Source organism: Desulfonatronovibrio magnus (genome assembly GCF_000934755.1).
Classification (GTDB): domain Bacteria; phylum Desulfobacterota; class Desulfovibrionia; order Desulfovibrionales; family Desulfonatronovibrionaceae; genus Desulfonatronovibrio; species Desulfonatronovibrio magnus.
Window position 1 is genome coordinate 33,524 of the sequence record NZ_KN882181.1, and the last position, 18,264, is coordinate 51,787.

Here is an 18,264-nt window from a genome sequence, read left to right on the forward strand (position 1 = left end):
AGTACCTCGCGGGGACTGTCCCAATTTCCAGAAAAGTGACAGACTCGTAAAGTTACTCACAGGTTCGGTCCCGGACCGCCCTGGTGAAGAGCTTCCCAAAAAAAACACAATGAGGGATTATCTGCAGCAGCAAACTTAAAGATTAATTACTGGTTGCTGTCTCAGCAGCAGACACTTTTTTGTCAACAGTCTGGTTTTGAACAAACAACTCCAGGGCCCGACGGACATGGTCCAAGGCAACCTGGGTATCTAAACAGGGTCCCATGGGCCGATCATTCAGCACTCCGTAAACAGGAATAGGATATGTATCCTGAATTCCGCTGGACAAGTCTCTTTCGCAGGCTACGGCAAGAATAATTTTGGGCCGCAGATTGACCACAATTCTTCGGGCTATTGTGCCCCCGGTGGCAATGGCCAGGTGCACACCAAACTCTTCGCTGAGTTCAAGCAGACCGGCAATGGCGCATTCATGACATCTTTTGCAGTTGTTTACGTTATAGGTCAGTCGCCTGCTGCAGGTACTTTTCTGCAGACAATGAGGCATAAGCATCAGTACTTTACCAGGAGGATATTTTTTATTTTCTGAAAGAACCAGTTCATTATTGACCTTGATGAAAGAGGAGCGAATTTTCTGCTTTGGTATGCCCAGCAAGCGACCAAAAATGGTCATAAGGGGGAGAAAAATGCGAATACTGAGCCCTCTGATTTTACCGGAAAACAAGACCTGACGTTTTAAAAGAATGTTCAGGACCAGTGCCAGGGCTGCCCATGCAGTAAATAGAATGCTTAGAGTCACTGCCAGTCCCAAAATCCAGGATGCGGCAGGATGGATATTTTGCAGCCCAACAAATGGAATTAACCAGAGAAATACCAGAATCAGGCAAACCAGTATGGAAGTAGTGGTGATGAGCCCGATAAATAATCTCTTTCTCGCCACAAAAGAAGACTCGATCTCCTTTTCGAGAAATATTTCTTTTTGTTCAGACATCTGCTTGTGACCCGAAATAAGTCGCTGAAAATCCTGTTAATACTGCATCAGCACTTGCTTAAAAAACCACACTCGAAACTTTTGGCATCCATTTCTCTGCTGCTTCCTGGTTTGACCCTGGGGGTCAGGTAAACCTTATCCAGAGCTGCTATTTCAAGAAACCCATCCCTTACTCCCATTACAGTACCCGGAACTATATCTTCTGGTTTGTCAGGGCCGACTTTTCCCGGATAAATCTGCAGTTTTACGACCTGTCCGTCAGGTTTGGTCCAGTCAAAAAAAGATCCAGGCCAGGGATTCAGGCCTCTGACAAGGTTGTGAATATCTTTAGACGGCAAATGCCAGTTAATTCTCCCCTCTTCCTTACTTAATTTGGGAGCATAGGAAACAAGATTTTCATTTTGCTCCATCAAAGCTACAGTACCCTTTTGCAGGCTTTCAAGAGACTCCACCAGCATCCGGCCTCCCATATGGGCCAGGTCATCATGCAGCTTGCCGGCTGTATCATTGATGTCAATTCCCATGGCCCTTTGCAGCAATACAGGCCCTGAATCCAGTCCACGAGTCATGCGCATGATACTGATACCAGTCACAACTTCCCCGTTCATGATTGCCCTTTGTATGGGTGCTGCTCCTCTGTATTTCGGCAATAATGAAGCATGAACATTCAGGGGCATTTCCCGGGGAATATCAAGGACTTTCTGAGGTAGAATAAGTCCATAAGCAGCCACAAGAAGAAAGTCGGGCTGATATGATGAAAGCTTTTTTACCTCTGAGTCCTGCTTGAAGTTTTCAGGCTGCTGCAGTTCAATGCCTTTTTCCTCAGACAACTCCTTGACTGGCGAGCACCGGATGTTTCTGCCACGTCCACAAGGCCTGTCCGGCTGAGTGTAAACAGCTACAACATCTCCCCCACTCCAGTTGAGGACATATTCCAGAATTATCCTGGCAAAATCAGGAGTTCCCATAAAAACTAATCGTTTTTGCTTTTGAGCCATCTGTTCAACTTCTTGTCATACATTTTACGTTTCAACCTGCTGATGCGATCAATAAACAGAACACCATCAAGGTGATCAATTTCATGCTGCAGGCAGGTAGCCAAAAGGTCATCAGCCTCGATACACACTTCCTTTCCGTCAAGATCACTGGCCTTTACCTTGACTTTTTCGGCTCTTTTAACAGATGTCTTGTAACCAACGACACTCAGGCACCCTTCCTCACTTTCCGCCTCTCCATCTTCTTCAATGATCTCGGGATTCACAAGCACCATCAATTCATCGCGTTTGTCAGGTCCACTGATATCCACGGTTATAAGGCGCAGACATTCTCCAACCTGGGGAGCGGCCAGACCTATACCCCGGTTCTCGTACATCACCTGCGCCATATCTTTTGAGAGCTCTTTTATAAAATCATCTATCTCCTCAACAGGTCTCGCCTTAGAGCAAAGAACTTCGTGAGGATAAGTAACTAACTTTCTAACCATATTCTTACACTTTTGGTTTTTCTCTTAGTTTTAATCCTAGTTCCCGCAGTTGCGCGGCAGATACATGGGAAGGAGCATCAGTCATTACACAGGCTGCTTTCTGTGTTTTGGGGAAGGCAATGACATCCCTGATGGACGAACATTTATTCATAAGCATTATCAAACGGTCAAGGCCGAATGCAAGGCCGCCATGGGGAGGAGCGCCGTATTCCAAGGCCTGCAGCAGAAAACCGAACTTGGCCTGAGCCTCCTCTTCATCAATGCCCAGCGCTGCAAACATCTTCTGCTGATCGCTGCTGTTGTGGATACGAATAGAACCACCACCGACTTCATTGCCATTAAGAACCAAATCGTATGCCCTGGCCAGGGCCTGGCCTGGATCAGACTGCAACATTTCAAAGTGACTGTCTTTGGGGGAAGTAAACGGATGGTGCCTGGCCACCCATCTTTTATCCTCATCATCCCATTCTAAAAGTGGAAAATCAGTTACCCATAATGGAGCAAATTCATTCTCGGGTATTAAATCAAAACGTTCAGCAAGTCTTACTCTAAGATAGCCCAGAGCTGTGTTGACCATATCGGCAGGCCCTGCCTGGAAAAAAATAATGTCTCCGGGTTGCAGATCAAACTCCGCACCAATGGCCGAACGCTCCTCCTGACTCAGAAACTTTGCAATGGGTGACTGCCATTCATCTTCCTTGATTTTAATCCAGGCCAGCCCCTTGGCTCCATATATTTTTACATATTCAGTAAAGTCATCAATTTCTTTTCTGGAAAGCTCGCTTCCCCCGGGAACCGCCATAGCCTTAACCAGTTCAGCCTCAGCAAACAGCCTGAACTCGGAACCTTTTACCAGACTGGTTATATCCTTGAGTTTGAGATCAAAACGTATATCAGGCTTGTCCAGACCATAATCAGCAATGGCCTGGGCATAACTTATCCTGGTAAATGGTATCTCCAATTCTATATCCATGGTTTCTTTAAACAAATGAGCCAGTAGCTTCTCAGAAATGGACATGACTCCTTCTTCATCAGCAAATGACATTTCTAAGTCAACCTGAGTGAACTCAGGCTGGCGGTCAGCCCTTAAGTCTTCATCTCGGAAACATTTTACCACCTGGTAATATCGATCCATGCCGGAGCACATTAGAAGCTGCTTAAATAATTGAGGCGATTGAGGCAAGGCATAAAACTCTCCCTGATTCAGACGGCTGGGAACGAGAAAGTCTCTGGCTCCCTCAGGAGTGCTTTTGGTGAGTACAGGAGTTTCCACTTCAATAAAATTATTGTCATGCAGAAAACTACGCATGGCCTGCACAGCCCTGCTTCTGAACACCAGGTTGGAGGTCATCTGCGGCCTTCTCAAGTCTAAGTAGCGATACTTAAGACGCAGGCTTTCTGCAGCATCCATACGATCTTCTATTATAAAAGGTGGAGTTTTGGCTTTGTTAAGCAGTCTGAACTCCACCACCTCTACTTCAATCTCACCTGTCTGCAGATTGGGATTGACCATATCCTTGGGTCTTGCCCTGACCACACCCTTGATGGCCATAACATATTCAGAGCGAAGTCCGTGGGCTTCTTCCAATGCCAGGGCATTGGCATCAGGTGTAAAAACCACCTGCGTCAACCCGTGTCTGTCTCTGAGATCGATAAATATCAACCCCCCATGGTCTCTGCGGTATTGTACCCAACCCATGAGGCAGACATGCTGATCAACATTTTCCAAGTTCAGTTCATTGCAATGATGACTTCTGACCCACCAGCCCAGGGGCTGGACTTCCATTTCGTATCTTGATTCCTGCATTTATCCTTTCCTTACAAAATTGTTATTCTTACCCTTTATATTCAAACCAAGGGCCTGTTCAACATCGTCCTGTCCAACTGTCTTCTGAACACCGGTTTCCATATCTTTTACCTGTATTTCTCGCTTTTCTAACTCATCTATTCCAAGAAGAAGACAGGTTTTTACACCCATTTTATTTGCCTGCCTGAGTTGAGCCTTGACACTTCTGACCTGAAACCCCATATCTCCTGAAAAACCCTTATCACGTAGTCTCTGGGCCAGTAAAAGTCCCTTGCTCAGTGCCTGCTCATGAAGAACCGCAAGGTAAAAATCCTTTGGTCGATCGTTAAGGTCCTGTAAAAGCAGTGCCAGCCTTTCCATTCCACAGGCAAAGCCAATGCCTGGAACATCCGGCCCTCCAAGAGATCCCACAAGACCGTCATATCTTCCGCCACCGGCTACTGAACTCTGAGCACCAATATCATGTGAAATAACTTCAAAGGTGGTCCTCTGGTAATAGTCCAGGCCGCGCACAAGATTGGGATTCAAATAATATTTCAGACCAAAGCTTTCAAGCATGCTGATGACTGTTTCAAAATGGCTCTCACAACCAGCGCATATGTTGGAGTTTATGCGCGGAGCATCCTCCATCATATCCCTGCATCCTGGAACCTTGCAGTCAAGAACACGCAACGGGTTGCTTTCAGATCTTTTTCGACAGTCAGAACATAGAGCTTTCTGGTCCAGCATTTTAAGGTAAGCTTTGAGGCTATTATGAAAACCAGGTCGGCACCCAGCGCAACCCAGGGAGTTGATTTCAATATCTAAGCTCTGCAATCCGAGCTTCTTTAAATATGACCAGAGCATGATGATTACTTCAGCATCTGACCATGGCGAATCCTCTCCAATGATTTCAGCGTTAATCTGATGAAATTGGCGCATTCTGCCTTTTTGAGGGCGTTCATAGCGGAACATGGGGCCAAAAGTGAAAAGCTTGGCCATCATTCCCGCCCCTGAAAAAGAGCTGTCAATATATGATCTGACTACACCTGCTGTAGCCTCAGGACGCAAAGTAAGGCTTCTGCCCTTGCGATCCGGAAAAGTATACATTTCTTTTTGAACAACATCGGTTTCCTGGCCTATAGATCTGGCAAACAGCTCAGTATGTTCCAGGACAGGAATCCTGACCTCCTGATATCCATATCGGGAAAACACTTCTCTCGCAGTTTCCTCCATAAATACATAAGCAGTACTTTCAGGTGGAAAAAGGTCTGCAAAACCTTTAATTCTGTTAATCTTGCTCATTATCGTTATCCAATTATCAGTCAATAGGTTTTTCAGGCATCAAGGGTTACGGGAGCATTTCGCGTTTCTGAAAACTATAAATCCGAGCTGTATGTCATAACTATTTTGGAGATAGAACCCGTTTGTGACGGCCTAGCACGGGGACTGTCCCTGGCTTCGGGACTGTCCCCAATTGACTTTTCAGAAACGCGTAATGCTCCCAGGGTTACAACTTGACATATGGGGATGAATTATGCTGGACAGATAAGGCTGGCAATAGTAGCAGATTGCTGTATGCTCTTAGACTGTCTTTTAACGGACACATGTTAGTCCATGCGCCAACGAATGTCAAAACCACAAATTTCAGGCTGAAGGGAGTGAAGAGAAGACTGAAGGCTGAAGGCTGAAGGCTGAAGGCTGAAGGCTGAAGGGAGTGAAGAGAAGGCTGAAGGCTGAAGGCTGAAGGGAGAAGATTTAAATCATTGGCCAATGCTACCCTAACCTGTGCCTTAATTTTTCTTGCCTTTTTTTACCTCTGCAGCGAAAATTGCGTTGATTATTACTTCCGCCACCTGGTCCCGGGACTTCTGTCGACCTTAAACCGTAAAAAAGCCGGAGTATCTGACGGCAAAAGAGCAAGTCCCCATCCAGCTTAGATAAAGTGTCGCTGTTGTGTTACAGGTTTTTAGTAACTTACCGTTTCAATCCTGTAGAAAAAAACAAGATTTTTTGTAATAGTTTAGCCCTTTTCTAAGGAAAGCAGGGGACAGGCACCCCAACCCTTGTTTTTTGTTGATGTAAAACACAGACTTAATAAAACAAGGGCTGGGAGAGCCAGTCCCCGTGCCACATGCAAATGGCTAAACTGTTACGATTTTTTTAACCTTGAAAGAGCAATGATGCCCAAGATCCTTATTCTTCAGCCTTCAGCCTTCAGCCTGAGAAGTAGGTTATCGCCCAAACTTAACTATTCTTGTTTAAACTGGATTGCGGCACAGCACGCATTAAGTTATCAACACCAAATACAGGAGTTTACATGCAGCAGGCCCTGTCCATTGTAGGTTATAAAAAAAGCGGCAAAACTACTCTTATGTTGCAGTTATTAGAAGAACTTTCAAAAAGAGATATCCGGGCATCAACAGCAAAGTTTTCTCATCATACATTTGATAAAGAAAATTCAGACACTTTCAAGTTCACTAAAATGTCCGCAGATACTGCAGCCCTGAACGAAAACGAAACCCTTTTCATGTGGCCTGGCAAAAAGTACCTTCCAGATCTATTGCCCCTGATGAAAGGAGATGTCCTTCTAATTGAGGGTGGTAAAAGTTTGACATGGCTTCCCCGGATACTTATCCTCAAGGATCCTGAAGATGCGGTCAAACTTGGTAACGGTCTGGCCCTGGCTACCTGGGGCAAGGTCACCCACCCTGGCATTCCCAGTATAAACAATATCCAGGACCTGGCAGATCTTCTTCTTGAGAAAGGCTTTATACTGCCCGGGCTGGACTGTGGTTCCTGTGACCATGAAACATGCCTGGAACTGGCCAGGCAAATTGTGCGTGGTCAGGCAACACCTTCTGAGTGTCTGGCCAAAGATACAGCCATGACTGTTAGAATCAATAACCAGCCTCTTGCTATGAACCCTTTTGTAGAGAAAATCATCAGCAAAGCCATAACAGGTATGATATCAGAACTTAAAGGTTACTCACCCGGTCAGGTTGAAATTATAATTAAATAACACTTTGCTGCGACAATTTTAACTGATAATATTGCTAATGAAGCTATCTGGATTTTATGAACAATAATATTCTTGTTACCGGCGGAGCCGGATATATAGGCAGCCATGCCTGCAAAGAACTATCCAACTCAAGCTACACCCCTGTTACACTGGACAACATGGTTTACGGTCATGAATGGGCAGTAAAATGGGGGCCATTGGTGAAAGGCGACATCAGCAATCCTGAAGTTACGGATGCTGTGTTTAAAAAATATCAGCCACAGGCAGTGATACACTTTGCAGCCTATGCCTATGTCGGGGAATCAGTCAGCGATCCGGCAAAATATTACCTGAACAATGTTGCCGGCACCTTGAATTTACTGGAATCCATGCGTAAATTCGGGTGCAGGTATATAGTCTTTTCAAGTACTTGCGCAACATACGGCAACCCCCTGGAAATACCCATACCGGAAAGTCATCTCCAGAACCCCATAAATCCTTATGGTCGAAGCAAGCTCATGATTGAACAGATTCTCAAAGATTATGATCAGGCTTATGACATAAAAAATATTTCTCTGCGTTATTTCAACGCAGCAGGTGCTGATCCCGAGGGGCTGGTGGGAGAAGATCATGATCCGGAAACACACCTGATCCCATTGACAATAATGGCAGCCATGAACATGCGTGAAAGACTGAGCATCTTTGGGCATGATTATCCAACTGCCGACGGTACAGCTCTTCGTGACTATATTCACGTTACTGACCTGGCCAGGGCTCATGTACTGGCTTTGGAATATATGAAGGCCAATAACAGGAGTGACTTTTTCAACCTGGGAACCGGTCAGGGACACAGTGTTCAAGAGGTCGTGGACATGGTTGAAAAAATAAGCAGCACCAGTGTCCCAGTGCAAAAAACTCCAAGACGCGCAGGAGACCCTCCAGCACTGATTGCCATCTCTCACAAGGCCAGGCAGAAACTGGACTGGAAGCCTGAGTTCAATGATCTGGAAACCATAATCAAGACAGCCTGGGATTGGCACAGACTACATCTTAAACCACGGTAACAGATACACAAAAATTTGATCCAGGAGCTTTTTATGCGTGGAAGAATGTTTTTTTTACTGATGTTTGTATTGTTGCTCTCAGTTGCAGCAAGTAATGCGTGGGCATCACTGGAGCAGCAGAGAGAAAAATTTATAAAAGCTGAAAAAGCCCTGCAGAATAATCGAATACAGCAATATCAGAAACTTTTGGCTGAACTTGAAGAATACCCCCTTTATCCATATCTTGTTTATGAAAATCTAAGAAGAAACATATCCTTGGGAAATGAAAAGCAAATACTTGAATTTCTTGATGACTACTCTGACTCTCCATTATCGTCCATGCTCAGACAAAGCTGGATAAATTATCTGGTTCGACAGCAACAATGGACCACCCTGGTCAGGGACTACCAACCTGTTACAAGCGCTTCTCTGCAGTGCTCTTATGCTCGAGCCCTGCTGGAAACAGGACATCAGGCCAAGGCAAGACAGGAAGCCGAGCGTTTATGGCAGCATGGCAGGTCAAGACCCAGAGAGTGCGATCCTGTTTTTGACGACTGGAGAAATGCTGGAGGGCTTTCAACCGATCTGGTGTGGACAAGGATTGAACTGGCCATGAATCAGGGACAGCATGGCCTGGTCAGATACCTGAAAAGGTATCTCCCGAGAGAAGATCACAGTCTGGCAGACCTTTGGATCAATGTAGCCAATGATCCTGCTAGAACCCTTAGAATTGACTGGACATCTCAAAAACATTCTGTTGCTGAAAAAATTCTGGCTCAAGGCATGAACAGGCTGATAAGGCAGGATACTCCCAAAGCTCTTGAGGACTGGAACAACTTAAAATCAAGACATGACCTTAGTGCTTTTAACACTGCCCCCATAGAACAGGAAATTGCCCGTTTTCTGGCCCTTAGAAAATATCCCCAGGCAGTTTCTTATTTTAACTCTCTGCCAGACGAAACTGTTACCTCGCAGAGTAGACAATGGCATGTTCGCAGTGCTTTACTTGCTGGTGAATGGGAAGATGCCCTTGCGGCCTGGGAAAAACTGGATCAGAATCATCAGCAGGAACCGCGATGGCAATACTGGAGAGCCAGAATCCTTGAAGAGATGGGGTTGCGTCAAGAAGCATCAGTGATCTATCTTGATCTTCTCGGCAGGCAAAATTATTTTTCTCTGTTGTCAGCTGACCGCATCCATCAGCCCTACCGTATAGAACATAACCCCATTACAGCGTATGGTTCAAATATTGTAGAGATGCGGCATAATCCAGCAATTCGCCGTGCAATGGAGTTTTATTATTTAAACAGATTGCCTGACGCCAGAAGGGAATGGAACTTTGCTGTTTCCGAGGTAAACTCAGACCAATGGAGAGCCGCTGCCATTGTTGCTCACGATTACGGCTGGCATGACCGGGCTATTATAGCGGCAGCGAGAGCTGCGGAGTTTGATGATCTCATTATAAGGTTTCCCCTGTCATTTTCAGATTTAATTAACAGATATTCTGCTACAAGGAAACTTGATCCTACCTGGGTCTTTGCCCTGGCACGTCAGGAAAGCATGTTTATGGCTGATGTAGGTTCTCCGGCAGGAGCTCTCGGAGTAATGCAGATTATGCCTGCTACAGGCAGACGCATAGCATCCATGCTCGGAGAGAGTCTAAGCAATCAGTACGCCCTGCTTTGTCCGGAAAGAAATATCAGGTTCGGAACCTACTACCTGAGCATGCGTCTTGAGGAACTGCAGAACAATCCGGTCCTGGCAACAGCTGCCTACAACGCAGGCGCTCACAGGGTCAGATCCTGGCTGCCGGATAATGGAACCATTGCTGCTGATATCTGGGTGGAAAACATCCCCTTTTTTGAAACCAGAGATTATATTGAAAAAGTATTTACATATAAGGCCATTTATCAGTCAAGACTGGGGCTTGAGCCCACAAGACTAAGTTCGTTTATGCCCGACATTCTTGGCCATAATATTGTATCAGCAAAAATTGATTGATTTTTGAAATACCTTTTTCTTGATGATTTTTCATATTCAATCTATTATACTCTTTGTTTGTTTTTAACTTTACTCTTGTTCCAGAGATCCAGCCTGGAAATACCTCTTTTTTTGTGGCTCCAGCTACATTTTGAAGAAGCAGCCGGAGCCGCAAGAGTATAGCGTCCCCAAGATGAAGCCTGGGAACGAGAGGAGTAAGTTACTCACAGGTTTGGTCCCGGTCCGCCCGGGTGAGGAGCTTCTAAGTAACTGGAATAGTTTTGCTAATAAAATCAGACGGTTATATTTTTCACATTTTCACGATTTTTGCTTATGATTGATGCACATTTGCCAGAAAAGTTCCGTCAAAGATGGGAGCTTTGCGCCTGGCACAGCTTCCTGCCCGGAGGCTTATAGCCCGGAGGGGGACTGTCCCTCGCTGTGTAAATTTTTTCATTGAAGCAAATTTCTTCCAGGAACCAATGGAGTATCAATCTGTTTTATTGTACCTCGCGGGGACTGTCCCAATTTTCAGAAAAGTGACAGACTCGTTAAGTTACTCACAGGCTTGATCCCGGGCCCAGGGTGAAGTGCTTACAAGTAACTTTCAGCTATCACCCAAACTTAACTAACCTTCTTCCAGTTGGGCTGTTGGCACAATCCGATTTACACCATAAAAGGACTATTTAATATGCTTGGAAAAAGATTTTCATACGAATCAAGAAACGACTGGCCCCAAATTAAATCCTGGCTTATCACCAGGATGCAGCCTGATTCATCCGTTGAAGGACCGGTTGCCGACATTCTGGACAAGGTCATGAAAGATGGAGACCGGGCAGTAGTCGAGTATACGCAAAAGTTTGACTGCCCTGATTTTCAAGATTCAGATATCAGGGTACCTGCAGATGACATTAAAAAAGCTCACTCAGAAGTAGACAAAAATGATTTGGATATCATCCATGAAGCTGCTGACCGGATCAGATCTTTTCATGAGCGTCAAAAACTCAACTCCTGGTTTGTTCCTGACCAGGAAGGCGCTATCATGGGACAAATGGTATCTCCGGTTTACAGAGCTGGTCTTTACGTTCCCGGCGGCCAGGGAGGCGAAACACCGCTTATTTCAAGCTTGCTCATGAATGCCATTCCAGCCATTGTGGCCGGTGTGGATTCTATCTGCGTTGTTTCTCCTCCAAGAAGTGATAAGACTATAAGCCCATATATTCTGGCTACTGCGGATATCCTCGGTATTGACGAGGTTTATCAATGTGGTTCAGCCTGGGCTATTGCTGCACTGGCCTATGGTACTGAAACCATTGCCCACGTGGATATGATTGCCGGTCCAGGGAATATCTTCGTAACAATGGCCAAAAAAATGCTGGTCGGCCAGGTGGGGATAGATATGATTGCCGGACCCAGTGAAGTTGCTGTCCTGGCAGACCATACAGGGCGGCCTGAATATATTGCTGCAGATATTTTATCGCAGGCTGAACATGATCCTCTGGCAGGAACTTATTTGATCTGCACAGATCAGGAACTGATTGACCAGACCAGACAGGAACTCAAGAAACAGACTGACATGCTTCCGAGAAGTGATGTGGCCAAAAAGGCTTTACATGACTGGGGGGCTTCTTTTCTGGTTCCAGACCTGAAAAAAGGATTTGAGCTTTGCAATTCCATAGCCCCTGAGCATCTCGAGATTTGCGTTGAAGATCCATGGTCATGTCTGCACATGATTCGCAGTGCAGGAGCAGTTTTTATGGGCAATAACACTCCTGAACCGGTGGGCGATTACTTTGCTGGCCCCAATCATGTTCTTCCTACCTTGACCACTGCAAGATTCTCCCAGGCTTTGTCTGTCCAGGATTTTCAGAAGAATATCAGTATACTTTCTTCAAATCAAAAATACATTGAAAAACACGGGGCCAAAATCGCACGCCTGGCCAGATTAGAAGGCCTAGAGGCTCATGCCAGAAGCGTTGAACAGCGCTTAGACAGTTACTAATGCCCGTTTTGCCAGCAATGAGGCTGAAACAAAGGTCGTTAAGTTGGATGAACTGGAGCTTTCAGGCTGGAGTTTTCAGGCTGAAGGCTAAAGTTAGAAGCTCCTCACCCGGGCGGCCCGGGACCGAACTTGTGAGTAACTGTCTTTAAAGTGGAGCCTGCATCCTGCAGGCTATTTAATTCCAGGCGGCTGGAAGCCGCCTCCACATTGAAGAACAGTCCCATATTTGGAAATTGGGACAGTCCCCGCGAGGTGCTATAAAAAAGAAGGATACTCCTTTGGTTCCTGGAAGTAATTTGCTTCAATGGAAAATTTACACAGCGAGGGACAGTCCCCCTCCGGGCTATAAGCCTCCGGGCAGGAAGCTGTGCCAGGCGTAAAGCTCTCATCTTTGACGGAACTTTTCTGGCAAATGTGCATCAATCAAAGTAAAAATCGTAAAAATCGTAAAAATATGATAATTGTAACCGTCTGATTTTATTATCAAAACGATTATAGTTACTTGTAAGATGGTAGCATGACGCGTTTTGAAAGTTTAAAATATGAGCAGTTTGTCACAGCTATTTTGGGGTTAAGATCTCTTTTTTGGGGTTGCGGGTTCAGCCCGCGTTAGTATCTTCCTTTTACAGAAATCAATAATATGAAAACAGTATCAAAAACTGATATTAAAGAATACAATCTGCTTTCCCGGGGAAAAGTGCGGGATATTTATGAAATTGACAGCAATACCCTGCTCATAATCACAACAGACCGTATGAGCGCTTTTGATGTAGTTATGAATCAGCCCATACCCTGCAAGGGAGTTGTCCTGAACCAGATCACTCTTTTCTGGATGGACATGTTTCAAGACATTGCTGAAAACCACTTAATCTCTGCTGAGGTTGATGATTTTCCCTCAAATCTTGGACATTATAAAGAAGATCTGCAGGACCGCTCTGTTCTTGTTAAAAAGGCCAGACCACTTGCCATTGAATGTATCGTTCGGGGATATATTACCGGTTCAGGCTGGAAGGATTACAAAAAAACAGGACAGGTATGCGGATATCAGTTACCTGACAATCTTGTGGAGTCTCAAAAACTGGAACACCCTCTGTTTACACCTTCCACAAAGGCTGACACTGGTGAACATGACGAAAACATCAGTGTTGACCAGGCCAGGGAGCGTGAAGGAAAGGATCTCGTAAGCAAGGTTGAGGAGCTTTCTCTGGCAATCTATAAGAAAGGCAGGGATTTTGCTGCTGAAAAAGGAATTCTGGTAGCTGATACCAAGTTTGAGTTCGGTCAAATTGATGATAGAATTGTACTCATTGATGAAGTGTTGACACCGGATTCTTCCCGTTTCTGGCCCGCTGACCAGTATGAACCTGGCAAGGGGCAGCCCAGTTTTGACAAACAATATCTCAGGGACTGGCTGGAGAAGACCGGCTGGAATAAAAAAGCCCCACCACCAGAACTTCCTGAGGAAATTGTTCAGGAAACATCCCGCAAATATTTGCTGGCTTACAAACTGCTGACTGGAAAAGAGATAGTTTAAAGATTTGAGGAAGATTTTCGTTAATCCAAACTTTCTGATAACCCGGAATAATACTCACAGACAAGCTGATATCATACCTCCCCCTGCCGGGAAGTGTGACCAATCATTGTGAAGGCTTACTTTCAACCCCTAATGGAGGACCTGATGCTTCTTAAAGATAAGAAAGCTTTGATATTTGGAGTGGCAAACAATAAAAGCATTGCTTATGCTGTAGCAGATATTTTCAAAAAAAACGGTGCGTCTCTGGCTTTCAGTTATGTTGGTGATGCCCTGAAAAAAAGGGTTGAACCTATTAGCCAGGAACTGGGTGGAGATTTTATCTTTGATTGTGATGTTACCATTGATGATCAAATCAAGGCAGCTGCAGAGCTTGTAAATGAAAAATGGGGCCAGGTAGATATTCTTGTTCACTCAGTAGCGTTTGCCAATCGAGATGACTTGCAGGGGCGTTTTATCGAAACATCAAGAGAAGGATTCAAGCTGGCCTTAGATGTTTCCGCTTATTCTCTTACCGCCCTTTGTCAGGCTTTTGAACCACTTTTTTCTAAAGACGCATCTGTGATGACCATGAGTTATTATGGTGCTCAAAAGGCCATAACCAACTATAATGTTATGGGTGTTGCCAAAGCAGCCCTTGAAGCATCAGTACGTTATCTTGCTGTTGATCTTGGACCTAAGGGAATACGTGTAAATGCTTTGAGTGCCGGTCCTTTAAAAACACTGGCTTCTTCGGGCATAACAGGTTTTAAAACCATTCTAAGCACCATTGAGCAAAAGGCTCCATTAAAACGTAACATAGATCAGGAAGATGTAGGCAAGGCTGCACTTTATCTTGCCTCTGATCTGTCATCAGGAACAACTGGTGAGGTGCTCTATGTTGACTCGGGATATAATATAATGGGGATTTAGGTAGATCTTTAGGGTCTTTGTTTCCTGAACCAGCAACGAAGAGCCAGAACCTGTGAACCTTCAGATCAATAACCCTCCAAAAGCCCGCAAAGGGCAAAGCAAGGATTTTTATGAACACAATAGTGTGGCTTATTTTATTTGCTGTTTTATGGATTTTAATTGGCAGGTTTGTTTTGCGCAAACTCAAAATTCAAGGTTGAGGAGTTAACACCAACAGCAGCTGCCGTGGGCAGCAGTGCGAAGACGACCCTGAACAGAACAAAAAGAATCTGAAGTAGCATCCACTACTAAACTGCAAGAAGATACGAAAGAAGCAAAGTTTTAAATAATTCAACAGCGAAGAACGGGCTGTTAAGATTGCTTTTTTGGGAATGCGGGTAGATGCCGGATTCGGATCAGATAAGGAAGGATACAGCACCTGCTATAGTACTTTTTGACTTTCAGCAGGTGCCGACATCCTTTTTAGTAACTTACCGTTTCAATCCTGTAGAAAAAAACAAGAAAGTTTTTTAACCTTGAAAGAGCAATAATGCCCAGGAACCTTATTCTTCAGCCTTCAGCCCTCAGCCTTCAGCCTGAAAAATACGGTTATCGCCCCAACTTAACGATCCTTGTTTAAATTGGGTTGTGGGCACAGCCCACATTAGTATTTAGCATGAAAAATGTTGACAACAATTACTTATTGCCATTTTTTTCATTTTTACGTCATTAATGCTTGTTGGCCTCAGCTGAATGTTACCAGGGGTTTGATAACTCCGTCCTCTTTATTGGCCATCATGTGAAATCCTTTTTCAATCTCATCAAAGCTGAAACGATGAGTGGTCAGCTTGGTGGGATCAATACGTCCGTTTTCAATAAGCCGCAGAAGTCTGGACATTCTTTCGCTGCCTCCAGGGCAAAGTCCAGTCCGAATAGTCTTATCCGACATGCCCACACCCCATTCAGCTCTCGGTATTTTTATGTAATCTCCCTCTCCATGGTAGCCAATATTGGATATGGTACCTCCAGGCTTGGTGACTTTAATGCAGTTCTCAAATGTGATCTGAGCTCCCAGTGCCTCAATGGCAGCATCTACCCCCTGCCCATCAGTCAGCTTCATAATTTCTTCCACTGCATCAACCTTGGTAAAATCAACAATAACGTCAGCACCGTAGAATTTAGCGAGTTCCTGTCTGGCAGGAATGTTTTCCACTGCTATGACCAAACCAGCACCCAACAGGCGTGCTCCTGCTGTTGACATAAGACCAACCGGTCCCTGACCAAAAACAGCTACAATCCCTCCAAGAGGAATATTTCCATTCTCAGCCCCCATGAATCCGGTGGACATCATATCTGTTGTATATAGAGCAGCTTCATCAGAAACTGAGTCTGGAATCTTTACTAAGTTGGATTCAGCATCATTAACATGAAAGTACTCAGCAAAACAGCCATCCTTAATATTGGCAAACTTCCATCCACCCAGGGCCTGTCCGCATTGTGAAGTATAGCCGCGCTGGCAGTTGTGACACTTGAAACAGGGAGTTATGGCATTAACCAGAACTCTCTCGCCCTCCTTGAACCCTTTAACCGCACTGCCAATCTTATAAACAGTACCTGCACCTTCGTGCCCAAGAGTCAGGTCGCTTTTCTCGCCAATAGCACCGGCAACGGTATGTACATCAGATGTACAAATCAAGGCGTTGGTTGTCTTTACAATTACATCATTTGGCCCTGGTTCAGGAACTGGTTTCTCCATTATTCCAACTTTACCGATACTGTGAACAACAAACGCTTTCATTGCAACCTCCATATAATTAGAGTTATTAAAACCATGGTAATTTTTTCGTCAACATTTCCGGCGTGCCAACAGAGACAAACAGGTAGTATAATTACCATATAGTAAACTGTAACAAATTGTCTATTCCTGGGGCATAGCCTGATTAAGCCAGGCATCCACATCTCCGAGATCGTGCAGTTCACCACTGCCATCCAGATAATAAAGGCTGTTTTGGATAATGCCAAGAGCAGTGTCAGTATAATTGTACGACCGCCAGATCAGCCCTTCATCAACAACAGTTGGCTGCGGAACAGGAGAAAAAAGATCAGGGAGCTGCGATTCAATCCAGTTGAATATAATGTCAGCTTTCTGGTGCAGGTTCAGTCCTGTGCCAGTTCCTGTCTTAGAGACATCATCAAAACTGGTAGCCAGCGGTATTGCTGAGAGAGCATCCACAATCATTTCAATATCCTGATTTTGCAAGATATCAGGATAATCTCCCCTGCCCCAGTCCACGACTTCGTCAATGCTAAAGGTCCTGACAAGATCTATCAGCTCTGACTCCAATTGCTGCCTCCCGTTCATATAACCAATAGACCAGACCATACCCTTTCCTGGCGCAAAGCCAGCCTGACCTGTTATATTACTATACTGGGTGTTTTCATTATTTACATATATTTTTGTAGTTTCATTCAATGTTACAAGGGCAACACCCTCAAGGCTGTTGTCTCCCGGCACAGCGTTGGAAGGTAAGGTCATTGTCTTTCCATGGTAAGAAAAGCTTTGATTTTCCTTCAATTGCAGGTTGTAATCTGGAAAATACAGATCCGAATTCCATGAAAAGCCCTCTCCCGGATTGAAAAAACGAGGGAAACGTGGAGCTGGTTTTATTCTTAAAAGCATCTCATTTTGAGTCAAATACTTTGCATGCAATACAATATGGCTATCTTGAATCTCCCACAGGTGAGCACCAATCAGGGTAAGCTCTCCATCAGCCTCAAAACTTCCCTCTATGATAGCCACAGTGTTGTTCTCAGAATCAATTTCGCGAATAATGACTACCTGACGAACATCATGCCACAATTCTATATTTTGCTGACCATTGGTCTGTTCATTATCTCGCCCAAAAATATTACTAATGATCCACCATTCATCATTAATGGCAGAACCGTCTTCATTAATCATAGCATAATATTTCGCTAAATCCAGATTTTTCTCTGCACTGGCTGAGTTAAACCCGGTCAGACAAAAAAACAGGACCAACAGAAAAACAGTTTTATTAAAACAACACACCATTGCCATCTGATTTCCTCCTTTTGTTATAAGATCATATGCTATCATGGACCCTGGTTATTCCCGGCCCCACTTGCCTCAAAAATAAGAAGTAAAAAACACCGGATGGGGAGTTTATAACAATCTTTTTCTTCAAGCAGGGTTGAATGATTCTGCCATTGTGAACAGTTAACCTGAATGTCCTGATATCAGCTTTTCAATCCGTTGTACAGAAGCATGAGGAAAATTTTTAAGAGAAGCTGACGAAACTATTTTCTCTTGCCTGTTGGAATGCCTTGACCTATAATGATTTTTAAAAAATTTGTAACATTTTATCCACTTGCATCCGGCACGGGGACAGACTCTTTTTCCGATTTTAAACCGCAATACAGCGGGACTATTCTGCAGCAAAAGAGCCTGTCTTTTTTAAGCTCCTCACCCGGGCGGACCAGGATCGAACCTGTGAGTAACTTATACCCCTCGTTCCCAGGCTCCAGCCTGGGAACGTCT

At 44.7% G+C, this 18,264-nt stretch carries 13 protein-coding genes; 6 read left to right on the forward strand and 7 right to left on the reverse strand.

Annotated features, from left to right (window positions below; all coding sequences use genetic code 11):
* Positions 1 to 142: 142 nt before the first annotated feature.
* Genes LZ23_RS18910 through hisS form a run of 5 tightly spaced genes read right to left on the reverse strand, consistent with a single transcriptional unit; the run spans position 143 to position 5,562 of the window.
* Positions 143 to 988 carry a DUF116 domain-containing protein gene (locus LZ23_RS18910; RefSeq protein ID WP_052507525.1) on the reverse strand — a complete coding sequence of 282 codons (846 nt, stop codon included), beginning with the start codon at positions 986 to 988 and terminating at the stop codon, positions 143 to 145.
* A gap of 47 nt (positions 989 to 1,035) precedes the next feature.
* Complete coding sequence (gene fmt / locus LZ23_RS18915) at positions 1,036 to 1,986, reverse strand: methionyl-tRNA formyltransferase (protein WP_045216757.1); 951 nt, start codon at positions 1,984 to 1,986, stop codon at positions 1,036 to 1,038.
* Positions 1,962 to 2,471, reverse strand: coding sequence for a peptide deformylase (gene def, locus LZ23_RS18920; RefSeq protein WP_045216759.1), 510 nt, complete (start codon positions 2,469 to 2,471; stop codon positions 1,962 to 1,964). The genes fmt and def overlap by 25 nt, the downstream gene beginning before the upstream one ends.
* Positions 2,472 to 2,475: 4 nt before the next feature.
* Positions 2,476 to 4,278, reverse strand: a complete 1,803-nt coding sequence (aspS, locus tag LZ23_RS18925) for an aspartate--tRNA ligase (RefSeq protein ID WP_045216760.1) — start codon at positions 4,276 to 4,278, stop codon at positions 2,476 to 2,478.
* On the reverse strand, positions 4,279 to 5,562 hold the full coding sequence (gene hisS, locus LZ23_RS18930; protein ID WP_052507526.1) for a histidine--tRNA ligase: 1,284 nt from the start codon (positions 5,560 to 5,562) through the stop codon (positions 4,279 to 4,281). It lies immediately after the preceding gene.
* A gap of 1,015 nt (positions 5,563 to 6,577) precedes the next feature.
* Here hisS and LZ23_RS18940 point away from each other — a divergent pair.
* From LZ23_RS18940 to LZ23_RS18970, 6 genes are all read left to right on the forward strand, one after another.
* The gene (locus LZ23_RS18940) at positions 6,578 to 7,279 is read left to right on the forward strand and encodes a molybdopterin-guanine dinucleotide biosynthesis protein MobB (protein ID WP_045216765.1); all 702 of its coding nucleotides are present in this window, start codon (positions 6,578 to 6,580) and stop codon (positions 7,277 to 7,279) included.
* Positions 7,280 to 7,335: 56 nt separating this feature from the next.
* A complete protein-coding gene (galE, locus tag LZ23_RS18945) occupies positions 7,336 to 8,322 on the forward strand; it encodes a UDP-glucose 4-epimerase GalE (RefSeq protein WP_045216767.1) in 987 nt (328 codons plus the stop codon).
* A 33-nt stretch (positions 8,323 to 8,355) separates the two neighbouring features.
* Positions 8,356 to 10,302 carry a transglycosylase SLT domain-containing protein gene (locus LZ23_RS18950; RefSeq protein ID WP_052507527.1) on the forward strand — a complete coding sequence of 649 codons (1,947 nt, stop codon included), beginning with the start codon at positions 8,356 to 8,358 and terminating at the stop codon, positions 10,300 to 10,302.
* A 670-nt stretch (positions 10,303 to 10,972) separates the two neighbouring features.
* Positions 10,973 to 12,283, forward strand: coding sequence for a histidinol dehydrogenase (hisD, locus tag LZ23_RS18955; protein ID WP_045216769.1), 1,311 nt, complete (start codon positions 10,973 to 10,975; stop codon positions 12,281 to 12,283).
* 640 nt (positions 12,284 to 12,923) lie between these two features.
* On the forward strand, positions 12,924 to 13,817 hold the full coding sequence (locus LZ23_RS18965) for a phosphoribosylaminoimidazolesuccinocarboxamide synthase (RefSeq protein WP_045216772.1): 894 nt from the start codon (positions 12,924 to 12,926) through the stop codon (positions 13,815 to 13,817).
* Positions 13,818 to 13,961: 144 nt separating this feature from the next.
* A complete protein-coding gene (locus LZ23_RS18970) occupies positions 13,962 to 14,726 on the forward strand; it encodes an enoyl-ACP reductase FabI (RefSeq protein ID WP_045216774.1) in 765 nt (254 codons plus the stop codon).
* A gap of 724 nt (positions 14,727 to 15,450) precedes the next feature.
* On the opposite strand, the gene LZ23_RS18975 is transcribed toward LZ23_RS18970, so the two are convergent.
* Complete coding sequence (locus LZ23_RS18975; protein WP_045216775.1) at positions 15,451 to 16,503, reverse strand: NAD(P)-dependent alcohol dehydrogenase; 1,053 nt, start codon at positions 16,501 to 16,503, stop codon at positions 15,451 to 15,453.
* A gap of 120 nt (positions 16,504 to 16,623) precedes the next feature.
* Positions 16,624 to 17,784 (reverse strand): hypothetical protein, encoded by a 1,161-nt coding sequence (locus LZ23_RS18980; protein WP_045216777.1) that lies wholly within the window; start codon positions 17,782 to 17,784, stop codon positions 16,624 to 16,626.
* Between the last annotated feature and the right edge of the window lie 480 nt (positions 17,785 to 18,264).

Bases quoted from the DNA above. Each gene is read 5' to 3' on its own strand.
- galE (WP_045216767.1), top strand. From the start codon at position 7,336: ATGAACAATAATATTCTTGTTACCGGCGGAGCCGGATATATAGGCAGC.
- LZ23_RS18950 (WP_052507527.1), top strand. From the start codon at position 8,356: ATGCGTGGAAGAATGTTTTTTTTACTGATGTTTGTATTGTTGCTCTCA.
- LZ23_RS18975 (WP_045216775.1), bottom strand. From the start codon at position 16,503: ATGAAAGCGTTTGTTGTTCACAGTATCGGTAAAGTTGGAATAATGGAG.
- aspS (WP_045216760.1), bottom strand. From the start codon at position 4,278: ATGCAGGAATCAAGATACGAAATGGAAGTCCAGCCCCTGGGCTGGTGG.
- LZ23_RS18965 (WP_045216772.1), top strand. From the start codon at position 12,924: ATGAAAACAGTATCAAAAACTGATATTAAAGAATACAATCTGCTTTCC.
- hisD (WP_045216769.1), top strand. From the start codon at position 10,973: ATGCTTGGAAAAAGATTTTCATACGAATCAAGAAACGACTGGCCCCAA.
- LZ23_RS18980 (WP_045216777.1), bottom strand. From the start codon at position 17,784: ATGGCAATGGTGTGTTGTTTTAATAAAACTGTTTTTCTGTTGGTCCTG.
- hisS (WP_052507526.1), bottom strand. From the start codon at position 5,562: ATGAGCAAGATTAACAGAATTAAAGGTTTTGCAGACCTTTTTCCACCT.
- LZ23_RS18910 (WP_052507525.1), bottom strand. From the start codon at position 988: ATGTCTGAACAAAAAGAAATATTTCTCGAAAAGGAGATCGAGTCTTCT.
- LZ23_RS18940 (WP_045216765.1), top strand. From the start codon at position 6,578: ATGCAGCAGGCCCTGTCCATTGTAGGTTATAAAAAAAGCGGCAAAACT.
- LZ23_RS18970 (WP_045216774.1), top strand. From the start codon at position 13,962: ATGCTTCTTAAAGATAAGAAAGCTTTGATATTTGGAGTGGCAAACAAT.
- def (WP_045216759.1), bottom strand. From the start codon at position 2,471: ATGGTTAGAAAGTTAGTTACTTATCCTCACGAAGTTCTTTGCTCTAAG.
- fmt (WP_045216757.1), bottom strand. From the start codon at position 1,986: ATGGCTCAAAAGCAAAAACGATTAGTTTTTATGGGAACTCCTGATTTT.